22 protein-coding genes and 1 pseudogene are annotated in these 20,547 nt (G+C 45.1%); 13 read left to right on the top strand and 10 right to left on the bottom strand.

Annotated elements, in window-relative coordinates:
- Positions 1–17: 17 nt before the first annotated feature.
- Both CIK96_RS07070 and CIK96_RS13710 read left to right on the top strand, forming a co-directional pair.
- Positions 18–773, top strand: a pseudogene (locus CIK96_RS07070) (MBL fold metallo-hydrolase); the annotation flags it as partial.
- Positions 774–788: 15 nt separating this feature from the next.
- Complete coding sequence (locus tag CIK96_RS13710) at positions 789–1,268, top strand: N-acetyltransferase (protein ID WP_371591459.1); 480 nt, start codon at positions 789–791, stop codon at positions 1,266–1,268.
- Positions 1,269–1,418: 150 nt separating this feature from the next.
- Here CIK96_RS13710 and pyk read toward each other — a convergent pair whose 3' ends face one another.
- Positions 1,419–2,843 carry a pyruvate kinase gene (pyk, locus tag CIK96_RS07065; RefSeq protein ID WP_094391593.1) on the bottom strand — a complete coding sequence of 475 codons (1,425 nt, stop codon included), beginning with the start codon at positions 2,841–2,843 and terminating at the stop codon, positions 1,419–1,421.
- Between the two features lie 193 nt (positions 2,844–3,036).
- Between pyk and pyrB the strand changes: the two genes are divergently transcribed.
- The 7 genes from pyrB to CIK96_RS07035 all read left to right on the top strand — a co-directional run bounded on the left by pyrB (position 3,037) and on the right by CIK96_RS07035 (position 9,647).
- Positions 3,037–3,984, top strand: a complete 948-nt coding sequence (pyrB, locus tag CIK96_RS07060; protein WP_094440148.1) for an aspartate carbamoyltransferase — start codon at positions 3,037–3,039, stop codon at positions 3,982–3,984.
- Positions 3,981–4,427 (top strand): aspartate carbamoyltransferase regulatory subunit, encoded by a 447-nt coding sequence (locus CIK96_RS07055; protein WP_094391595.1) that lies wholly within the window; start codon positions 3,981–3,983, stop codon positions 4,425–4,427. Before pyrB ends, CIK96_RS07055 begins: the two co-directional genes overlap by 4 nt.
- Positions 4,428–4,577: 150 nt before the next feature.
- Complete coding sequence (locus CIK96_RS07050; RefSeq protein ID WP_094440147.1) at positions 4,578–6,956, top strand: TonB-dependent receptor; 2,379 nt, start codon at positions 4,578–4,580, stop codon at positions 6,954–6,956.
- Between the two features lie 87 nt (positions 6,957–7,043).
- On the top strand, positions 7,044–7,448 hold the full coding sequence (gene mce, locus CIK96_RS07045; RefSeq protein ID WP_094391597.1) for a methylmalonyl-CoA epimerase: 405 nt from the start codon (positions 7,044–7,046) through the stop codon (positions 7,446–7,448).
- A gap of 33 nt (positions 7,449–7,481) precedes the next feature.
- Positions 7,482–9,047: an acyl-CoA carboxylase subunit beta gene (locus tag CIK96_RS07040; protein ID WP_094391598.1), complete on the top strand. Its 1,566-nt coding sequence runs from the start codon at positions 7,482–7,484 to the stop codon at positions 9,045–9,047.
- 12 nt (positions 9,048–9,059) lie between these two features.
- On the top strand, positions 9,060–9,209 hold the full coding sequence (locus CIK96_RS13320) for a hypothetical protein (RefSeq protein ID WP_173839796.1): 150 nt from the start codon (positions 9,060–9,062) through the stop codon (positions 9,207–9,209).
- Positions 9,210–9,221: 12 nt separating this feature from the next.
- Positions 9,222–9,647, top strand: a complete 426-nt coding sequence (locus CIK96_RS07035) for a biotin/lipoyl-containing protein (protein WP_094391599.1) — start codon at positions 9,222–9,224, stop codon at positions 9,645–9,647.
- A gap of 150 nt (positions 9,648–9,797) precedes the next feature.
- On the opposite strand, the gene panD is transcribed toward CIK96_RS07035, so the two are convergent.
- Together panD and panC are read right to left on the bottom strand one after the other, a co-directional pair.
- Positions 9,798–10,142, bottom strand: coding sequence for an aspartate 1-decarboxylase (gene panD, locus CIK96_RS07030; RefSeq protein ID WP_094389969.1), 345 nt, complete (start codon positions 10,140–10,142; stop codon positions 9,798–9,800).
- A gap of 2 nt (positions 10,143–10,144) precedes the next feature.
- Positions 10,145–10,996 carry a pantoate--beta-alanine ligase gene (gene panC / locus CIK96_RS07025; RefSeq protein ID WP_094389970.1) on the bottom strand — a complete coding sequence of 284 codons (852 nt, stop codon included), beginning with the start codon at positions 10,994–10,996 and terminating at the stop codon, positions 10,145–10,147.
- Between the two features lie 176 nt (positions 10,997–11,172).
- Here panC and CIK96_RS07020 point away from each other — a divergent pair, with 176 nt between their 5' ends.
- From CIK96_RS07020 to CIK96_RS07010, 3 genes are read left to right on the top strand one after another with little or no spacing between them, the layout of a single operon-like run.
- On the top strand, positions 11,173–11,970 hold the full coding sequence (locus CIK96_RS07020; RefSeq protein WP_094433913.1) for a glycogen/starch synthase: 798 nt from the start codon (positions 11,173–11,175) through the stop codon (positions 11,968–11,970).
- 59 nt (positions 11,971–12,029) lie between these two features.
- Positions 12,030–13,508 carry a DUF4270 domain-containing protein gene (locus CIK96_RS07015; protein WP_254046691.1) on the top strand — a complete coding sequence of 493 codons (1,479 nt, stop codon included), beginning with the start codon at positions 12,030–12,032 and terminating at the stop codon, positions 13,506–13,508.
- Between the two features lie 8 nt (positions 13,509–13,516).
- Complete coding sequence (locus CIK96_RS07010; protein ID WP_094389973.1) at positions 13,517–13,648, top strand: dehydrogenase; 132 nt, start codon at positions 13,517–13,519, stop codon at positions 13,646–13,648.
- Positions 13,649–14,063: 415 nt separating this feature from the next.
- On the opposite strand, the gene CIK96_RS07005 is transcribed toward CIK96_RS07010, so the two are convergent.
- A complete protein-coding gene (locus CIK96_RS07005; RefSeq protein ID WP_158214845.1) occupies positions 14,064–15,965 on the bottom strand; it encodes a HAMP domain-containing sensor histidine kinase in 1,902 nt (633 codons plus the stop codon).
- A gap of 188 nt (positions 15,966–16,153) precedes the next feature.
- Between CIK96_RS07005 and cobC the strand changes: the two genes are divergently transcribed.
- Entirely contained in the window at positions 16,154–16,699 is a 546-nt protein-coding gene (gene cobC / locus CIK96_RS07000) for an alpha-ribazole phosphatase (RefSeq protein WP_094433916.1), read from the top strand.
- Positions 16,700–16,774: 75 nt separating this feature from the next.
- On the opposite strand, the gene CIK96_RS06995 is transcribed toward cobC, so the two are convergent.
- From CIK96_RS06995 to folD, 6 genes are read right to left on the bottom strand one after another with little or no spacing between them, the layout of a single operon-like run.
- Entirely contained in the window at positions 16,775–17,317 is a 543-nt protein-coding gene (locus CIK96_RS06995) for a 2-oxoacid:acceptor oxidoreductase family protein (RefSeq protein WP_094440144.1), read from the bottom strand.
- Positions 17,318–17,346: 29 nt separating this feature from the next.
- The gene (locus CIK96_RS06990; RefSeq protein WP_094440143.1) at positions 17,347–18,114 is read right to left on the bottom strand and encodes a thiamine pyrophosphate-dependent enzyme; all 768 of its coding nucleotides are present in this window, start codon (positions 18,112–18,114) and stop codon (positions 17,347–17,349) included.
- 2 nt (positions 18,115–18,116) lie between these two features.
- Positions 18,117–19,196, bottom strand: coding sequence for a 3-methyl-2-oxobutanoate dehydrogenase subunit VorB (locus tag CIK96_RS06985; protein ID WP_094440142.1), 1,080 nt, complete (start codon positions 19,194–19,196; stop codon positions 18,117–18,119).
- Positions 19,197–19,200: 4 nt separating this feature from the next.
- Positions 19,201–19,431, bottom strand: a complete 231-nt coding sequence (locus CIK96_RS06980) for a 4Fe-4S binding protein (protein ID WP_094440141.1) — start codon at positions 19,429–19,431, stop codon at positions 19,201–19,203.
- A gap of 12 nt (positions 19,432–19,443) precedes the next feature.
- On the bottom strand, positions 19,444–19,623 hold the full coding sequence (locus tag CIK96_RS06975) for a tetratricopeptide repeat protein (RefSeq protein ID WP_094389665.1): 180 nt from the start codon (positions 19,621–19,623) through the stop codon (positions 19,444–19,446).
- A gap of 12 nt (positions 19,624–19,635) precedes the next feature.
- Positions 19,636–20,514 carry a bifunctional methylenetetrahydrofolate dehydrogenase/methenyltetrahydrofolate cyclohydrolase FolD gene (folD, locus tag CIK96_RS06970; protein ID WP_094440140.1) on the bottom strand — a complete coding sequence of 293 codons (879 nt, stop codon included), beginning with the start codon at positions 20,512–20,514 and terminating at the stop codon, positions 19,636–19,638.
- Positions 20,515–20,547 lie beyond the last annotated feature (33 nt).

Raw genomic sequence — 20,547 nt, 5'->3', positions numbered from 1 at the left:
CAACAAAAGACACGATGATACGACTCACCTATCTCTTCCACAGCGGTTTTGTTTTGGAAACAGACCATTGCGTGCTAGTATTTGACTACTGGATGGATCCTGCCCAAAAGATGGAGCGCTTTATTGGACCACAAAGTCAGAAACCAATATATGTCTTTGTCAGTCATTTCCATGAAGACCACTTCACGAAAGAGATCTTCACATGGAAAGCCACCACGCCTGATATCACCTATATTCTATCAAAGGATATTCTGAAACATCATAGAGCGTGCAAAGAGGATGCTGACGTGTGGATGACCAAGGGTATGGTGTGGAACGACAGCCATATCCAAGTGACTGCTACTGGTAGTAACGACAGTGGGGTCAGTTGGATAATAGAGACCGCCGGTTACCGCATCTTCCATGCAGGTGACCTCTGCAACTGGTTTGCCCGTTTTTTGGCAGAGGGCACTCCTGAAGGAAAAGTGTATAGTGAAGAATGTGACCAATGGATAGACCCTGTGGCAGAAGAGAAACAGTTTTTGGGCGAGTTGAAAGACATCAAGAAGATTGCCGATAGCTTTGATGTGGTTATGTTCCCCATAGATGGTCGTATTGGCAATGGATATACATTAGGAGCACGCCAGTTTATAGAGCGCTTTAAAGTAGGATTATTGGTTCCCATGCACTTTGTGATGAGCGGTTTTGACTCTGTCTGGCGCATGGAACCATTCTGCCAAGAAAAAAATATTCCGTTTTGGTGTATCAGAAACGAGGGAGATAGCATCACACTCGCAGACCATCTCGTCATCAGACAGACTGCACCAGAAGACCTGCCACGCCTCAAGGAGATTTTTGCCATTGCCCGGAAATTCATGAGTGAAACAGGCAATCCAGGACAATGGGACGAGAACTATCCTGGTGATCAACTCCTTCGTGAGGATATGGATAATGGCGACAGCTATGTAATACAAAAGGGCAACACCATTGTTGCCACCTTTGTATTACGTGGTGGAACAGATCCCACCTACAATGTCATCTACGACGGACAATGGTTAAACGATGAACCGTATGCTGTCATCCATAGGGTGGCAAGTAGTGGAGAGGTGAAAGGGGTTATCCGAGTTGTACTGGACTTTGCACGCCGGCAATATCGGAACATCCGAGTTGACACACATGCCGACAACAAAGTGATGCAACACCTGATGCAGAAAGAGGGATTTCGATACTGTGGTGTTATCCACTGCTGGAACGGTACAGAGCGACTGGCATACCAGTATGTGCAATAGTAAAAGGTGGCACACGTGAAACTAAGAAATAGTTTGTTTTCTATTAAACTTTCACTAGCTTTGAAATGACACTACAAAACAATGCCCGACCATAGATGAAGCATATTCGTCAATGGTCGGGCATTAAGATATGTAATAATGTGTATGTCTTTATTCTGAAAGATGGAATTTAGATACCTCGCTAACGGTATTGATTTCCAAAAGTTTTGTTCCACCACCATCGCTGATGTTTCCCGATAGGTAGGCAATCTTGTCGTCAGCCTGAAGATAACCTTTCTGACGAAGCATGCGAACCGCAGCTTGGAAAAGACGCTGCTTAGAGATATGGTCTTTCTGGAAAACAGGAATAACACCATACGACAGGTTGAGCAAACGCTGAAGTTTCTCGTTATAGCAAACAGCAAGTACGGGGTTGGGACCACGGAATGCAGCCAAATCACGGGCAGTCCTGCCACTTATCGAATCGATGATAATACCTTTGACACCCAAGCGTTCTGTTGCCTCAATGGCACTATGCGCCATAAATTCACGAATGTCGCAGTTGGGAGACAGAGGAACCTCGATATCGTTCTCGCGCAATTTGTCACATTCAGCCTGTTCGGCAATGGTCGCCATGGTTTGTACAGCCTCAACAGGATATTTTCCGCTGGCTGTTTCACCACTAAGCATCAATGCGTCGGTACGATAATAGATAGCATTGGCGATATCGGTCACCTCAGCACGTGTAGGACGCGGATTATTGATCATGGTATGCAGCATCTGGGTTGCCACGATAACAGGTTTGCGTTTCTGCACGCACTTACGGATAATCTGACGCTGAATACCAGGAATACGCTGAATGGGAATCTCTATACCAAGGTCACCACGCGCAATCATGATACCATAGCTGGCATCGATAATCTCATCGATATTATCAACACCCTCTTGGTTTTCAATCTTTGAAATGATCTTGATATCAGAATGATAAGCATCGAGAATCGCCTGTACGGCACGAACATCGGCAGCAGAACGCACAAAACTATGAGCAACGAAATCGATATCTTCTTCGATAGCCAACATGATGTTATGACGGTCTTTGTCGGTCAATGCAGGCAGGTCGATATGACGTCCCGGTACATTGACACTCTTGTGGCTACCCAGTTGTCCATCATTCTGTACCTGTGCAATAACAGCAGGTCCGTTGATATCCAGTACCAACATATCGAGTGCACCATCATCGAAGAGAATGTGGTCGCCCACTTGCACATCGTTGGCAAAATCAACATAAGAGAGATTGATGATATCATGCTCTGTATCCACTTCAGGACGACCGAAGATCTTCACCACATCGCCCGTTTTATAATCAATCGGCTGGTCACAACCGGTAGTGCGTACCTCAGGACCTTTAGTATCAATGAGCAAGCCAATATGGTGGCTCACAGCACGTGTATTGCGGATAATCTCACGCAGACCGTCTTCTGAAGCATGGGCGGTATTCATGCGCACCACGTTCATACCGGCATCAAAAAGTTGTCGAATAAAATCCTGACTGCATCTGCGGTCGCTGATGCTGGCAACAATCTTTGTCTGTTTCATATATAGATATTAATTAATGTATATTCTTGACGTAAGTAACGAGGGGGGATGCTTGCATAGGAAAAGCAATACCAACCGACTAAGATTTTGCAAAGTTAGTCTAAATTACGAAAATTACAAAATAAAATAGCTGCAAACTGTCGATAATTCGATTTTTTGCTTTAACTTTGCATCATATTAACAAACACCTAATATGGAAAAGCATGATTTTGTGACTATTGCCAATCTCACACGAGAAAAAATTCTCTATATGATTGAGATGGCACAGGAGTTTGAGCGCCATCCCAACCGCGAGTTACTCAAAGGAAAGGTTGTGGCTACACTCTTCTTTGAACCTTCCACCCGCACCAGACTTAGTTTTGAAACAGCAGCCAACAGACTCGGAGCACGCGTCATCGGTTTCGCAGATCCGAAGATTACCAGTGGTACAAAAGGCGAAACGCTGAAAGATACCATTTCTATGGTTGCCAACTACGCAGACGTTATCGTGATGCGCCATTATATTGAAGGCGCTGCACAGTATGCTGCGGAAGTTACCGATGTGCCCATTGTCAACGCGGGCGACGGTGCCCACCAGCACCCCTCACAATGTATGCTTGACCTTTACAGTATCTACAAGACCCAAGGTACCCTTGACAACCTCAACATCTACCTGGTGGGAGACTTGAAATATGGACGTACCGTCCACTCCCTTCTGATGGCCATGCGTCACTTCAACCCCACATTCCATTTTGTGGCTCCGAAAGAACTTGCCATGCCGAAGGAATACAAAATCTATTGTGAAGAGCACGGCATCAAATATCAGGAGCATACCGCTTTCAACGAGAAAGTCATTGCTGATGCCGACATCCTCTACATGACACGTGTACAGAAAGAACGCTTCTCAGACCTTATGGAATACGAACGTGTGAAGAATGTATATATCCTCAACAACGATATGTTGAAACTGGCAAAGCCCAACATGAAGATTCTTCATCCCCTGCCACGTGTCAACGAAATTGCATACGATGTTGACGACAATCCACATGCTTATTATATCCAACAGGCAGGCAACGGACTCTTTGCGCGCGAAGCCATCTTCTGCGATGTGCTCGGCATCGATTTGCACCAAGTAAGAAACGATCAAACCATTATCCCATGAACAAAAACGAAATGTTGGTTGCCGCCATCGAAAACGGCACCGTAATAGACCACATACCTTCTGAGAAAACATATCAGGTGGCACAGTTGCTCAATCTTGACAAACTTAGTTCTACCGTCACTATCGGCTATAACTACAGATCGAAAAAGCTCGGCAAGAAAGGTATTATTAAAGTAGAGGACAAATGGTTTACCGACGAAGAAATCTCACGGTTGTCGGTCGTAGCACCTAATATTGTGCTCAATATCATCCGTGACTACGAAGTAGTAGAGAAAAAAACGGTATGTACACCCGATGAGATTAAAGGCATTGTAAAATGCAACAATCCAAAGTGTATTACCAACAACGAACCGATGCCTACTTATTTCCATGTCACCAACGGCATCCTCACCTGTCACTATTGCGAAAAGGAACAAGATATTAATAAGGTGGAACTGGTATAAGCCATTCCCCACCCTTTTGACCATATCACCCCCGACAATCGCCACACAACAGAGCGACTTGTCGGGGGTTTCTGCATAACGCCAAGCGTTTGGCGTATGAAAACATCACATTTCACACAATAAATCCGCCCCGCACTCGTTATACTGATAATGAAACTGCAAAGAGTCATCATCACTATACTCGCACTACTCACCTATTCATGGGCAGAGGCACAGTCGTTCTCACTATCGGGAAAAATTCTCGATGAAGACGGTCACGGCCTACCCTTGGCAACAGTCAGTTGTCAGGAGCAACATGCCACAACCATTGCCAATATCAAAGGCGAATATTCACTCCATCTTAAATCGGCAGACTCTGTCAAGGTGCGTTTTTCGATGATTGGCTACCAAACCAAGACACGCACCCTACGCCGTCCCAAAGGACGTCAACGCATGGTAGTGACGCTTTACCCTGCCACTACACTCAACGAAGTTGTAGTGACACAACAAAAGCGCCAAACCAATACCATGCAACAACTGAAATCCGATGCTGTCCGCCATGCGCCATCAACAGCAGGCAACGGCATAGAGGAACTCGTTCAACAGCAAGCAGGCGTCTCCACCCATAACGAACTGTCGAGTCGATATAATGTCAGAGGCGGTTCGTTTGACGAAAACTCAGTATATCTGAATGGTACGGAAATCTACCGTCCCATTCTGGCAAAAACCGGGCAACACGAAGGACTCTCCATTATCAATTCAGACCTGGTCGATAAGATAGGATTCTCGTCGGGAGGTTATGAAGCAAAATATGGCGGTAAGATGTCCAGCGTGCTCGACATCACCTATCGCAGGCCGAAACAATGGGAAGGCAATATACAAGCAAGCCTGTTAGGTGGATCAGCTTATGTGGGCTATGGCAACAAGCATTTCTCTATGTCTCATGGGTTGCGTTATAAAACCAACAGATACCTACTGGGCAGTTTGGAAACAAAAGGAGAATATAAACCACGATACCTCGACTACCAAACCTATCTCAGTTGGCGTCCAAACCAACAATGGGAAATTGAGGCATTAGGAGACTATTCAGAAAACAGATACCACTTCACACCCACAGACCGAGAGACCTCATTCGGAACGATACAGAACGCAAAGACCTTCAAAGTATATTTCGACGGACAGGAGCGTGATCTGTTTCGTACTGCCACAGGAATGACTTCCGTCAGTTTTAGTCCCTCCAATAAAACCATAGTGCGTCTGCAAGGGTCAGCCTTCCATACCCGCGAGCAGGAACGCTATGACATACAGGGACAATATTGGCTCGATGATACACAGACTTCTGAAAACCTCGGAGTAGGCACCTATCGGGAACATGCCCGTAATTACCTGACTGCTCATGCAGAACAACTCCAACTGACAGCATCCCATCGCAACAGCCGCCATCATTGGGAAGCAGGTTTCACAATGAAATGGGAGCACGTCAAGGAGCAGTCGAAAGAATATGAGATGCGTGACTCCAGCGGCTATAACATCCCCCATAAGAGCGACCGCCTTGACATGATTTACTCGATGAACAGTCGCCAACAAGTGACATCCACCCGAACAGAAGCATACCTACAAGACCAGATAAAATGGCAGTTGGGCACCGACAGCCATCAATCCTATTGCACCTTGAATATCGGCTTAAGATGGGCAAGATGGAATTTCAATAGCGAGTCAACACTATCTCCGAGACTGAGTTTTGCCATTATACCAGCCTTCAATACCGACATGACATTTCGTTTGGCAACAGGCATCTACTACCAGTCACCTTTTTATAAAGAGATGCGCGATACGACCACCGCCAATGGTGTAACGATCGTGGCGCTCAACAGTCATATCAAAAGTCAACGCTCCATCCACATCGTAGGTGGATTCGATTATCAGTTCCGCATGTGGGGACGACCTTTCCGATTCACAGCAGAAGCCTACTATAAGAAATTAGACCACCTTATTCCATATAACATGCAAAACATGAAAATCGTCTATGAGGGTAATAACATCGCCAAAGGCCATGCCACAGGAATCGATTTCAAACTCTTTGGTGAGTTTGTTCCAGGCACAGACTCATGGCTGACCCTCTCGCTGATGAGTACCCGACAAGACATCAATGGTATCAGCACACCATTACCCACCGACCAAAGGTGGGGTGTCAACCTTCATTTCACAGACTATTTCCCCGGTACCGAACGATGGAAGATGACGCTTCGCCTTGCTTTCACAGACGGACTCCCCTTTGGTGCGCCACACAGCGGATTAGAACAGCAGCAATTCCGTGCGCCAAGCTATAAGCGAGCCGACATCGGAATGAACTATCTGATAGCAGGACAGACCTCATCCAAGCGCAAGGGTCTGCGCCATATCTGGCTCGGTATAGACCTGCTCAATGTGTTTGGTACAGCCAATGTCAGCAACTACTATTGGGTAACCGATGTGACCAATCAACAGTATGCAGTCCCCAACTATCTTACGGGCAGACAAGTAAACGGAAGAATCACAATCGACTTTTAATTAGTGTTAATTCATTGGTGTTTTTCGTTTCCGTAACTTTTTATTAGTATCTTTGCAGCAGATTTAAATACATTAATTTAAAACAACATGAAAATTTCGCACATTGAGCATCTGGGCATCGCAGTCCAGAGCATCGAAGAGAGCCTCCCTTACTTCGAAAACGTATTGGGACTCAAGTGTTATGCCGTTGAAACGGTAGAGGATCAGAAAGTTAAAACCGCATTCTTGAAGTGTGGTGAAGTGAAACTCGAACTGCTGGAGCCGACATCACCCGAAAGCACTATCCAGAAGTGGCTTGACAAAGGCAACAAGGGTGTACACCACGTAGCTTTCTGTGTAGAAGACGGTGTTGCCAATGCATTGGCAGAGGTTAGCGAAAAGGGCGTTCGTCTGATTGATCAGGCTCCCCGTAAAGGTGCTGAGAACCTCAACATTGCATTCCTCCACCCCAAATCAACCGCAGGTATCCTTACCGAGCTTTGCGAACACTAATCGATCATTCAAGTTAAGAATCAAAATACAATTATGTCTAAACAGTTAGAAAAAATCAAGCAGCTCATCGAGAAGCGTGAGAAAGCTCGTCTCGGTGGTGGTGAGAAAGCCATCCAGAAGCAGCACGACAAAGGAAAATATACAGCACGTGAGCGCATTGAGATGTTGCTCGACAAAGGCTCTTTTGAAGAATATGATATGTTCAAGGAACACCGTTGCCACAATTTCGGCATGGAGAAGAAGCAGTTCCTTGGCGATGGTGTAGTAGCCGGTAGCGGTACTATCGACGGTCGTCTGGTATTCATCTTTGCCCAGGACTTCACAGTTCATGCAGGTTCTCTCTCTGAGACCATGAGCCAGAAGATTTGCAAAGTGATGGACATGGCCATGAAGATGGGTGCTCCCCTGATTGGTATCAACGACTCAGGTGGTGCCCGTATTCAGGAAGGTATCAACGCTTTGGCAGGTTACGCAGAAATCTTCGAGCGTAACATCCTCGCTTCGGGTGTTATCCCACAGATTTCAGGTATCTTCGGTCCTTGCGCAGGTGGTGCAGTTTACTCTCCTGCTCTTACCGACTTCACTCTGATGATGGAAGGCACCTCATACATGTTCCTCACAGGTCCAAAAGTAGTAAAGACCGTAACAGGTGAAGATATCGACCAGGAGCACCTCGGTGGTGCAAGCGTTCACGCTTCAAAAAGTGGTGTAACCCACTTCACCGCTAAAACAGAGGAAGAAGCTATTGAAATGCTGAAGAGCCTGTTGAGCTATATTCCATCTAACAACATGGAGCAAGCTCCTCGCAAGGAATGCAACGACCCCATTGACCGCTTGGAGGATTCCCTCAACGAGATCATCCCTGAGAATCCCAATGAGGCATACGATATGTACAAGGTAATTGGTGCTATCATCGATAATGGCGAGTTCTTTGAAGTACAGCCTAAGTTTGCTAAGAACATCATCGTAGGTTTCGCTCGTTTCAATGGTCAGAGTGTCGGCATCGTAGCCAACCAGCCTTCTTGCTATGCAGGTGTGCTTGACGTAAATGCTTCACGTAAGGGTGCACGCTTTGTACGTTTCTGCGATGCATTCAACATCCCCATTGTATCACTCGTTGACGTACCAGGCTTCCTCCCCGGCACAGGCCAGGAGTACAACGCAGTCATTCTGCACGGTGCTCAGTTGCTCTACGCTTACGGTGAAGCTACAGTGCCCAAGATTACTGTTACCCTGCGTAAGTCATACGGCGGTTCTCATATCGTTATGGGTTCAAAACAGCTCCATACCGACCTCAACTACGCATGGCCTTCAGCTGAAATCGCTGTTATGGGAGCAAGTGGTGCTGCTGCTGTTCTCTATGCGAAGGAAGCTAAAGCCAAGAAAGAAGCAGGTGAAGATGTTAAGTCATTCATTGCCGAGAAGGAAGAAGAGTACAACGAACTCTTTGCCAATCCTTATCAGGCAGCAAAATATGGCTATATTGACGACGTGATTGAACCACGTAACACTCGTTTCCGCATCTGCCGTGCGCTTGCTCAGCTTGCCACCAAGCGTGATGCACTGCCCGCTAAGAAGCACGGTAACATTCCGATGTAAAATATCCCGTCTATGAAGAATGAAGTATATGCAGCTATTGCCATGGCTCTTCATGAGATCAAAGGCAATAATGTCCACGACAAAGAGTCATGCATCATCACTATTGATGACAAGCAGACCCAGTGGAATGGATATGCTCTGACTATGACAGAACATCCCTAAACACAAAGCGCGATGAAAAAAGAATACAAATATACAATTAATGGCAACAAGTATGAAGTAGCCATTGGTGACGTTGTCGAGAACATGGTTACCGTCAATGTCAATGGTGAAGAATACAAAGTGGAAATGGAACCAGAACCTGAAGTGGAGAAGGTTGTTGTGAAGCCTGTTGTGGCAAAGCCCACAGCAGTTCCATCAGAAGCTCCATCAGGAAGAGCCAACTCCAACAATGCGCTTAAGGCTCCACTGCCAGGTGTCATCACAGAGATTCGCGTCAATGTAGGTGACGAAGTACAGGCAGGCGACGTAGTCTTGGTATTGGAAGCTATGAAGATGGCTAATAATATCGAGGCAGAGAAGAGCGGTAAGATTACCGCAGTATGCGTTCAGCCTGGACAGAGCGTCATGGAAGATGATGCACTTGTAGTAATCGAGTAATCTCTATTCATACTAAATAAAGGAGGGAGCCTCTACTGAGGTTCCCTCCTTTATTTTTGTTTATCTGATTGATGCAGAGACTATATTGTTGCTGTACGATTGCAGGCAGTCATCTTCTCTGCCGATGTTTACCCTGACATTAGCACTTGATTACAGGCTGTTGTCTGCTTTAGGAAAGACAACGGTCGGCGTAAACGATTTAGCCTCTTCAAAATCCATCAAGGCATAGGATATGATGATGCACACATCGCCAACTTGCACTTTACGTGCTGCAGCACCATTCAGGCAAATACAGCCACTGCCTCGTTCTCCCTTAATAATATAGGTTTCAAAGCGTTCGCCATTATTATTATCTACTATCTGGACTTTCTCCCCTGCTATCATATTGGCAGCATCCATCAAATCTTCATCGATGGTGATACTTCCCATATAGTTAAGATTTGCCTCTGTCACTGTCACACAGTGAAGTTTTGACTTCATTACCTCTATCATCATGACTATGCCTTATATTTAATGTGATCAATGAGTCGGATTGGAGTCTTTCCACAATATACTGTGATGCAACCTACGACGTAGGGAGTATCGTCCCAAGCGGCAATATCCTGCAAGGTGTTACCGTCAACGATAGAGAAATATTCCACTTCAAGGCCATCCACCGCATTGATGGTATTGACCACAAAATCATGGGTTTCGCCCACAGTATGCGTCTTAGCGTAAGAGATACTTTCCTTCAGGGTCTTGTAGATGGCAGGTGCTATGGCGCGCTCATCTTTAGCCAACAGGGTGTTGCGTGAACTGCGTGCCAATCCGTCAGCATCGCGCACGATGTCGCATTCCACAATCTGCACTTTCAAACCGAGTTGTTTCACCATAGCCTTGACCACAGCAATCTGTTGCCAGTCTTTCTCACCAAAGTAGGCACGATTGGGCTTAACGATATAAAACAAGCGGCTCACCACCTGACACACACCATTGAAGTGTCCGGGACGGTGTGCACCTTCCATTACCGTTGAAACTGGCGGAAATTCAAACTGACGAGTGTCTGGAGTAGGATACATCTCCTCCACAGAAGGAGCCAGCACATAATCAGCTCCACACGCATCGAGCAACTGACAGTCGGCATCAAGCGTGCGTGGGTAATTTTTCAAATCATTCTTGTCGTTGAACTGTGTAGGATTGACAAACACCGACACTACGGTAATGCCATTCTCCTTGACACTACGTCTAACCAACGATGCATGTCCTTCATGGAGGGCACCCATGGTAGGAACCAAACCTATTTCTTTTCCATTTTTTCGGTCTTCAAACAATTGGTTTTGAAGATCTACGATTTTACTGAAAACTTTCATTTCAAATTTCTTTGTTTTTCTAAAGCGAGTGCAAAATAACTACTTTTTTATCAAATAATGAAAGGATTTGGTGAAAATATGCCAAAAGAAGGTACAAAAACCTTAAAATATCGCATTTACAAATCATTTTTTGAAAAAAAATTCGTATCTTTGCAAAGATTAAATCATTCAATAATATGGCAAAGAAGATATTGTTCATCAACCAAGAGATTGTTCCTTATGTACCGGAAACAGACCTTTCACACATGGGTAAGGCATTGCCTCAAGTCATGCAAGAGAGTGGTCACGAGATTCGCACCTTCATGCCCAAATGGGGTAATATCAATGAACGTCGCGGTCAACTACATGAAGTGATCCGTCTCTCAGGTATGAATCTTATCATCGACGATACCGACCATCCATTGATTATCAAGGTAGCTTCTATCGTCCAGACTCGCATACAGGTATATTTCATTGACAACGATGATTATTTCACTCGTCGTCAGATGGACAAGGATGAAAACGGTATGGACTATGCAGACAATGGCGAGCGTGCAATTTTCTTCGCTCGTGGCGTATTGGAAACTGTTAAGAAGCTCCGTTGGGTACCCGATATCATCCACGTACAGGGATGGATGGGAGCCGTAGTACCCTTGTTTATCAAAAAGGCCTATTATGATGAACCTTCATTTGCCAATACCAAGGTAGTCACCTCGTTGTTCCCCAACCAGATGACAAGTGATTTGGCGCCCAACTTCAAAAAGTGTCTTGAGTTCCGCGATATTACAGCCGACACCCTCACAAAATACAACGAAGTATTTGATGCTACAGAACTGGCTAAGTTGGCTATCGACTATAGCGACGGTGTCATTGCTGCCCATCAAGACACAGAAGCAGACTGGATGAACTACGCCGCAGAGCAGGGCATCCCCACTCTCGCCTATCCCGGTGCTGATTTCGGTAAGGCTTATGAGGAGTTCTACGAAAAGATTTAATGCAAACCTTAATAAGGTAAAAGATAAATTAGGATATCATTAAGATAATCATTACTTCAATGACAAAGGAAACACTATTAGCAGCTATTGTCCTCCCACTGATGGCAATCTGCTCTTGCGACGAGGAAACAGCAAACGTCGGTAATTCTATTAGCGACAGCGCTGACTTGTTTGCTATTGCAACCGACTCTTTTCAGGTGAGTTCTCGGTCGCTTGTGGTCGATTCGGTGATTTCACGAAGTGAATACAGCTATCTCGGTCGCATCAAAGATCCAGAGACCGGATCATATATCACGAGTGACTACATGTCGCAGTTTACCTTGCTTGAAAACGAAAGCAATGCCATCTTCCCTCCAAAGGATAGTGTGGCAAGTCTGATTGACAATGAAATCGTAGCAGACTCATGCGTACTGAATGTTGTTGTCAACAAGTGGCAAGGTGACTCTCTCGCAGCTTTGAAACTCTCTGTTTTTGAGATTGGCAATCCTGTAGAAGAAGGAAAAACCTACTATACTAATTTCGATCCTGCTGCAAAGGGTCATATCCGTGAAGACGGACTGCACGAAAACAAGATTTTCTCTATCGTCAATCTTCAGTTGAGTGACAGTCTGCGTAAAGTGCAGCAATCAGGTTCCTATTATGAGTATGTCAGCATTCCCCTCAACAAGGAATATACCGACAAGGATGGTAATACCTACAACAACTATGGTACCTACCTGATGCGCACCTACTATGCTCATCCAGAATACTTTAAGAACTCATATAACTTCATCCATAAAGTATGTCCCGGTTTCTATTTCAAGATTACAGACGGACTGGGACTGATGAACGAGGTGAGTCGTACACAGCTGATGATTTATTTCCGTGGCAAAGAGGGTGGCAAGACCTACGTGGGTAGCAAAACCTTTAACGGCACAGAGGAAGTATTGCAGACAACCCGTATCACCAACGACAAGAAGACTGTGGCTCGCTTGGCTTCAGACAATAGTTGCACCTATCTGAAGACACCTGCCGGTATTTTCACAGAAGTGACCCTGCCCATTGATGACATCAAGCGCAACCATGAGAATGATACGATCACGTCTGCTAAGATTGTATTCAACAAGATGAATACCCAAAACGATCTCAGCGATAATCTCCTTCAGCAACCCACACAATTGTTGATGGTAGAGAAAGACAGTCTCTATTCGTTCTTTGAGAATCTGAAAGTCACAGACAACAAGACATCGTATTTGGCAACATACAGCAGTACAAAGAATACCTATACATACAGCAATATCTCCAACCTCATCAATCATCTCTATAAGAAGAAGCAGGCTGGTGGTAGCAATTATACTGCAACACATCCTAATTGGAACAAGGTTGTATTGGTGCCTGTCAAGACTGTGACCACCTCGTCAACATCTTACTATCAGACGTCAACCACTATTACCGGTATCAACAACGAGATGTCGCTGACCAGTGTTCGTCTTGTGGGAGGTAGCGAGAATGCCCATACCCCACTCCACATTACCGTCATATACAGTAGAAACCAATAGTCATCATTATGGCCGATAATTTTCTGGAGAAGCATTTCGAAGAATATGAGGCTCGCAAAGCCGCTTATCTCCGTAAAAAGAAACATCTACCCAAGATCAAGAAACCATCGATACAACGGCCTGACGACGAAGCACTATAAGTAAAAACCCCGATTTCATCTTTCATGAAATCGGGGTTTTCTGTTTCGCATCAATATAGTAAGGTTCAGCTGACATTTCGAGTGATGAACGATCAATGATGGTGTATATCAGCAATTTGGGAAATTCTGTTTCCCACAAAACCCTTAATATACAAGACTAAGAGAATTCAAAAGTCTTAATTTGCATATAATGTAAGAAGAGATTGTTTTTAATAGCCCAAGTATTAAGTAAACTCTTTGCTGTAAACAACTTATACAAGATAATTTTAAAACAATCATAGATTATTTAATATGCCATCACTCCAAATTCCTGAAGTCCCCAAAATATCACATGATGAAACAGCAAAACCCGAACAAATCTCGTTGACGACCCGAATACACCGGGAATAAATAGCACAACTTAAACTGCAATCATTCAGAATACATGATACGGTAAGGGTTCTGGCATTGCCTCCTCCAGATTGGTAGGATGAACAAAACGGAAGCGAGCGCCACCATGATAGGTATTGTCGAGCCATATACGTCCTCCAAGTATCTCTATGATCTGACGACATATCTGCAATCCAAGACCAGTGCCTTTGGTAAACTGGTCAAGTTTGACAAAACGATCGAAAATCTTTTCAGCATATTCCGGTTTGATGCCACATCCCTGATCGGTAACAGCAAACGAAGCACTCTCGTCATCATGGTCCACAACAAGTGACACTGTAATATTACCTTTGTCACTAAACTTAATGGCATTGGTAAGCAGATTGACAAGTACTTGCCGCAGACGTGTCTTATCGGTAACGAAATGAACAGACGGTTCGTCACACTCAAAAACGAAATGTATGGGTTTACGACACGTCATCTCTACCGATTCTATTGTTGTCTGGCACAATTGCTTCACATCACACAGAGTCAACTCCATCCTTACATGTCCACTCTCTATACGCGAGAGATCGAGCACATCGTTGATGAGATTGAGCAACGCATTGGTATTCTCTTGTATGACATTGCTGAAATGGGTTTTCTCTTGAACGCCCAAATCTTCTGACTGTGTAGCCAACAAATCTGAGAATCCCACAATAGCATTGAGTGGCGTGCGGATTTCATGACTCATATTGGCAAGAAAAGCCGATTTCATATGATTAGCTTCCTCGGCTTTATCACGTGCCTCTTCCAATTCCTTTCCTTTCTGAATCAGTTCTTTGCGTAAGCGGTGAGACTTGATAAGTGCCACAATGGCAATACTGAGTCCTATACTGAGAAACACCGTGGCAAAAAGGATGTAGTCGATAACCACACTATGTTTCTCGAAGAATGGTTTCGGCTCATTTATAATCGTAAAACCTTCGGGCAACCGGCTCTCGCTGATGTCTAAATCCTGCATGCGCCGATAGTCGAAGACAAAACCTTCATTCAGATATACCCATCCTTGGTCAGAGCGTGTTTCAAGATAATCCTTACACATCTCACCAAGTTTCTCATTCTTGTTAGCATATTCAGGAATCCAACCACCCACAGCCCATCCATTCATACCCGATCCCGCAACAGAGAATACCGGTACTGACGGATTGAGCGTACGAAACAGTTCTGCAGAATGGCTCACATTGAAACTGTTGTTAGCATCAAGTCGCCAAGAGCCTATCAGAAGTACATCAGTTTCGGGATTAAGCCGTTTTATTTTCTTGGCTAACGTATCAAAAAAGCCTGTACGCCCATCATAATAATGCATCTTAATATTGCTGAACTTAGCTTGCCGCATATCCTTGCGTGCCAAGGCTTGCAATGACACACCGCCCAACGAATTATCGGAAACGAAATAATAGTTTTTCGCATGAGGATACATCCGTTTGGCTAACTCTATATTTTTCTCAACAGAATAGCGCGTCAGAATACCACCAATAAGATTATAGTCCTGATAATCAGAGCGCAAGTATTTTAATTCAGGGGTCCACGATGCCACATCGGTTGTATCATCCGGCAATTCCACCATGGAAAAGCTACAACCACCTACGAGCACTGGGATTTTCTTATACTTTGGGTTTGGAATAGAAAGGAAAGTAGATACTGCCTCACAGCCCGTCAGCACTACGATATCGGGGCGCATGTGACCATTATTGTATTTGCTGATGATGCCTTCCATCCATTTGCGCCAGTCTTTTATGTCAATCATTCCATTACAGTTCATGCTCTCCACAAAAAGACGCGAATTGGGAATATTTGTCTTGACATAATTGGAAAACTCTCCCAAATTATCAGCAACTATCTTGTTGTCGGGTTCATAAGAAGTCACATAGAGAATGCGGTCATCGGCTAAAAGTCGGTGAGGCATGCCTAACATAAGCAACAATAGACAAATGTGTGTCCAAAAGGAAATATTCTTATAAATCCTATTCATGATGCAAAGATACTGTTTTTTATTGCTTTCTGCGAATAATTAACCAGAATATTTTCAATCAAAACATTTTTTCCCTATCTTTGCAAAACAATAACAAACAATAGAAATCATTCCCATAGCGTATGAATATCATTATGGTCAGACACACCCGTGTCAATGTTGCACCAGGCACCTGTTATGGTCAGACAGACGTTAGCGTAGCCGATACTTTTCAGCAAGAAGCAGAACAAACAAAAACACAGCTTGAAACATATTGGAAGGATGGTTTTCCTGATGCTGCATTCACTTCACCACTTACCAGGGCGCGATTGTTGGCAGACTATTGTGGCTTTGCCTCTGCCAACGCCGACAAGCGATTGATGGAAATGAACATGGGCGATTGGGAAATGCAACGCTACGACAACATTACAGCCCCCTATCTGCAACAATGGTATGATGATTATCTGCATTTGCCGACACCCAATGGCGAGAGTTTTCCAATGCAGTATCAACGGGTAGCCTCCTTCTTCGACGAATTGAAAGATCACAACTACCATCGGGTGGTCATCTTCGCCCACGGTGGTGTACTTGCCGCAGCTTCCATCTATGCCAAGCTCTATTCCCCAGAAGAGGCATGGAAGCATCAGACACCTTATGGTGGGGTGATAGAATTGAATATCGCCCCATAAAGCGCATCATACAGAACGTAAAAAAGAGTGAAGAACCTGATTCTTCACTCTTCTTTTATGATTTCAACTGTTCTGTTACTGTTTAGCGATAATCTTACCACCCTCTTCAATGGCTTGCATATTCAGCGGAATAAGACCATGATGACGTTCAGGCAACGTTTTGAAAAGAGCTTTCTCTACGCCAGCAGTACTTACAACAGGGGCAACCTTGAGCAGTCCACCCAACACAATCATGTTGAACACCTTACCGTTTTTCATCTCGGCAGCCTTGTCCATCGCATCAATACGATATACTGTGATGTCGCTACGTGTAGGAGGATTAATGATTCCGAAACTGTCGTATATCAGAATGCCACCAGGTTTGAGTTTTGGTTCAAACTTTTCCAGCGAAGGTTGGTTGAGCACAATGGCAATGTCAAACTTACTGAGGATTGGTGACGATATCTTCTCGTCATTCACAATGACTGTGACATTGGCAGTACCACCACGCTGTTCTGGGCCGTAAGCAGGCATCCATGTCACTTCCTTATTGTCCATCAGTCCCGAATAGGCCAGGATTTTACCCATAGAGAGTACACCTTGTCCTCCGAAACCGGATATGATGATTTCTTTTTTCATTGCTTCGTTGTTTATTTCCTGTTGATTGACTAAAGTCCCGTAGTGTCCTTGAGGTCACCCTTTGGATAGTATTTGAACATGTGTTCTTCCATCCATTCGTTAGCGGCCTTAGGTGACATTTTCCATCCACTATTGCAGGTTGATACAATCTCTACAAGACTACTTCCCTTTCCTGCCATCGAAGCTTCGAAAGCCTTACGTATGGCTTTCTTGGCACCACGTATGGCAGCCACAGTTTCCACACTCTGACGAGTCACATAGCATGTGCCTTCGAGTGTAGAAGCAATCTCGGTGATGTGAAGGGGATATCCATGAAGATCAGCCTGACGACCATAAGGACAGGTAGAAGTCTTCATTCCCATCAAGGTAGTAGGCGCCATTTGTCCGCCTGTCATACCATATATAGCATTATTGATGAAGATAATAGCGATATGTTCACCACGATTCAAGGCATGGATGGTCTCACATGTTCCAATACAAGCCAAGTCGCCATCACCTTGATAGGTAAACACAAGACGGTCAGGCCAAAGCCGTTTAACGGCAGTAGCCACAGCAGGAGCACGTCCATGGGCAGCTTCCTGCCAGTCGATGTCCAGATAGTTGTAAGCAAAGACGGCGCATCCCACTGGTGACACGCCAATGGTTTTATCGGTCATACCCATTTCCTCGATGACCTCAGCCACCAACTTATGTACCACACCATGTGAACAACCAGGGCAATAATGCATGTGGTTGTCGTTCATCAGGGTCGGTTTCTGATATACCAGATTCTCCGGTTTAATGATTTCGTTCTCCATAGTTACCTCATCTTCTTTATAGCTTCAACGATTTCCTCTGGCTCGGGAACAATACCTCCCAAGCGACCGAAATGCTCTACAGCGATATCGCCGTTAACAGCCAGGCGCACATCCTGTACCATTTGTCCGGCGTTGATTTCTACCACAAGTACGCCTTTCTTGCCTTTTGTCACTTGAGCGATAGCTTCTGACGGGAATGGCCACAGCGTGATGGGGCGCAACAGTCCCACCTTCAGTCCTTCTTCGCGAGCCATTTCCATGGCTTTCTGTGTCAGACGTGCTGCACTACCGAAGGCCACAACGATAAAATCAGCATCATCACACTGGATGGTTTCATAGCGTACTTCCTTCTCGCGGATGGTCTTATACTTCTCTTGGAGATGAAGATTTCGCAACTCCATAGCCTCAGGTTTGAGTTCGAGCGACGTGATGATATTGGGTTTGCGGTCTTTGGTGCGTCCGATAGTAGCCCAAGGACATTCTTTTCTGATTTCCTCTTCTGTGCGACGCGGTTTGATGGGTGGCAAAACAACCTTTTCCATCATCTGTCCTATCACACCATCAGCCAAAATCATGGCAGGGTTACGATATTTGAAAGCCAGCGTAAATGCGAGATCCACAAAGTCTGCCATTTCCTGAACGCTATCAGGAGCTAAGACGATGGTATTATAGTCACCATTACCTCCTCCACGAGTAGCTTGGAAATAGTCGCCCTGTGAGGGTTGGATGGTTCCCAGTCCGGGTCCTCCGCGTTGCACGTTGATAAACACACCGGGCAGTTCTGCACCAGCCATATAGGTAATACCTTCCTGCATCAATGCGATGCCTGGCGATGATGACGAGGTGAGCACGCGCTTTCCTGCAGCGGCTCCACCATAGATCATATTGATAGACGCCACTTCACTTTCAGCCTGCAACACCACCATACCGGTGGTTTCCCAGGGTTTCAGTTCAGCCAGAGTCTCGATGACCTCACTCTGCGGAGTAATAGGATATCCGAAATATCCGTCAGCACCACAGCGGATGGCAGCATGGGCCAAGGCCTCATTGCCTTTCATGAGTGTTACTTCCTGTTCTATCATAATCTTATCCCTCCATTTTTTGACGATAGACAGTAATACAAGCGTCCGGACACACAATGGCGCACGAAGTGCAACCTGTACACTTGTCTATCTGTGCAGGTTCCACATAGGGATAGCCATGCACATTGACACGATTGGCCAATACAATAACGCCTTGTGGACAAGCACGTACACACAGCGCACATCCTTTACAGCGGTCGGTATCAACCACAACAGCTCCTTTAACCTTTGCCATAATTTTTATATTTTATGGGTTATACGAATCCTTGTGATAATAGTTCAGTATATCGTCAAGCATTTGCTTTGCTTCGACAGCAGGACTCTCTGGGTCAATCTCGATGGCTTTCAAGTAATTGTTGATAGCTCCTTGCCAGTCGGCCTGTCTGCGGCAAGCATTACCTTGTTCATAATATTCCTGAGCTGTCATTGTCATTATTCTCTATTTATAGTATTCCTTCTTACCAGCAGCCAAAGTATTCTTCATCAGCGAGCAGATAGTCATCGGCCCTACTCCACCGGGCACGGGAGTGATAAACGAACACTTAGGTGCTACCTCATCAAACTTGACGTCACCATTAAGACGGAATCCGCTTTTGCGTGTGGCATCAGGTACTCGAGTGGTGCCCACGTCAATAATAACTGCACCAGACTTCACCATGTCTGCTGTAACGAAGTCGGGACGTCCAATGGCAGCGATGATGATATCAGCATTTCTACATTCCTCTTTGAGGTTCTCCGAATGAGAGTGACAAACAGTAACGGTAGCATCGCCATATTGTTTCTGCATCATGAGTTGTGCCATAGGTTTGCCCACGATATTGCTTCTGCCCAATACGACACACTTCTTGCCACTTGTTTGAACATTATAGCGCTTGAGCAAAGTAATAATGCCCAATGGTGTGGCAGAAATGAAGCAAGGCAATCCAATAGCCATACGTCCTACGTTGACGGGATGGAATCCATCCACATCCTTTCGATAGTCGATGGCTTCAATCACTTTCTGCTCATCAATATGTTTGGGCAATGGCAACTGTACAATGAATCCATCGACATCGGCATCTTTGTTCAACCGATCGACGCACTTCAGCAGTTCCTCTTCAGTAATATTGTCCTCATAGCGGATAAGGGTTGATTTAAATCCACAAGCTTCGCAAGCCAGTACTTTATTTTTCACATAGGTCTCCGAACCACCGTCGTGACCTACCAACACTGCTGCTAAATGAGGTTGCTTACCTCCATTGGCCATGATGCCTTTCACTTCTTCCGCTATTTCAGCCTTAATAGCCGCTGCGGTTGCTTTACCGTCTATCAGTTGCATAAAGTTTATTTCGTTTGAATTGTTATGTTTCTG

The sequence above is a fragment of the Prevotella sp. P4-98 genome (assembly GCF_002251405.1).
In the GTDB taxonomy this organism is placed as follows: domain Bacteria; phylum Bacteroidota; class Bacteroidia; order Bacteroidales; family Bacteroidaceae; genus Prevotella.
The sequence above is the reverse complement of the archived record's forward strand: the minus strand, read 5'-3'. Positions and strand labels throughout refer to the sequence as shown.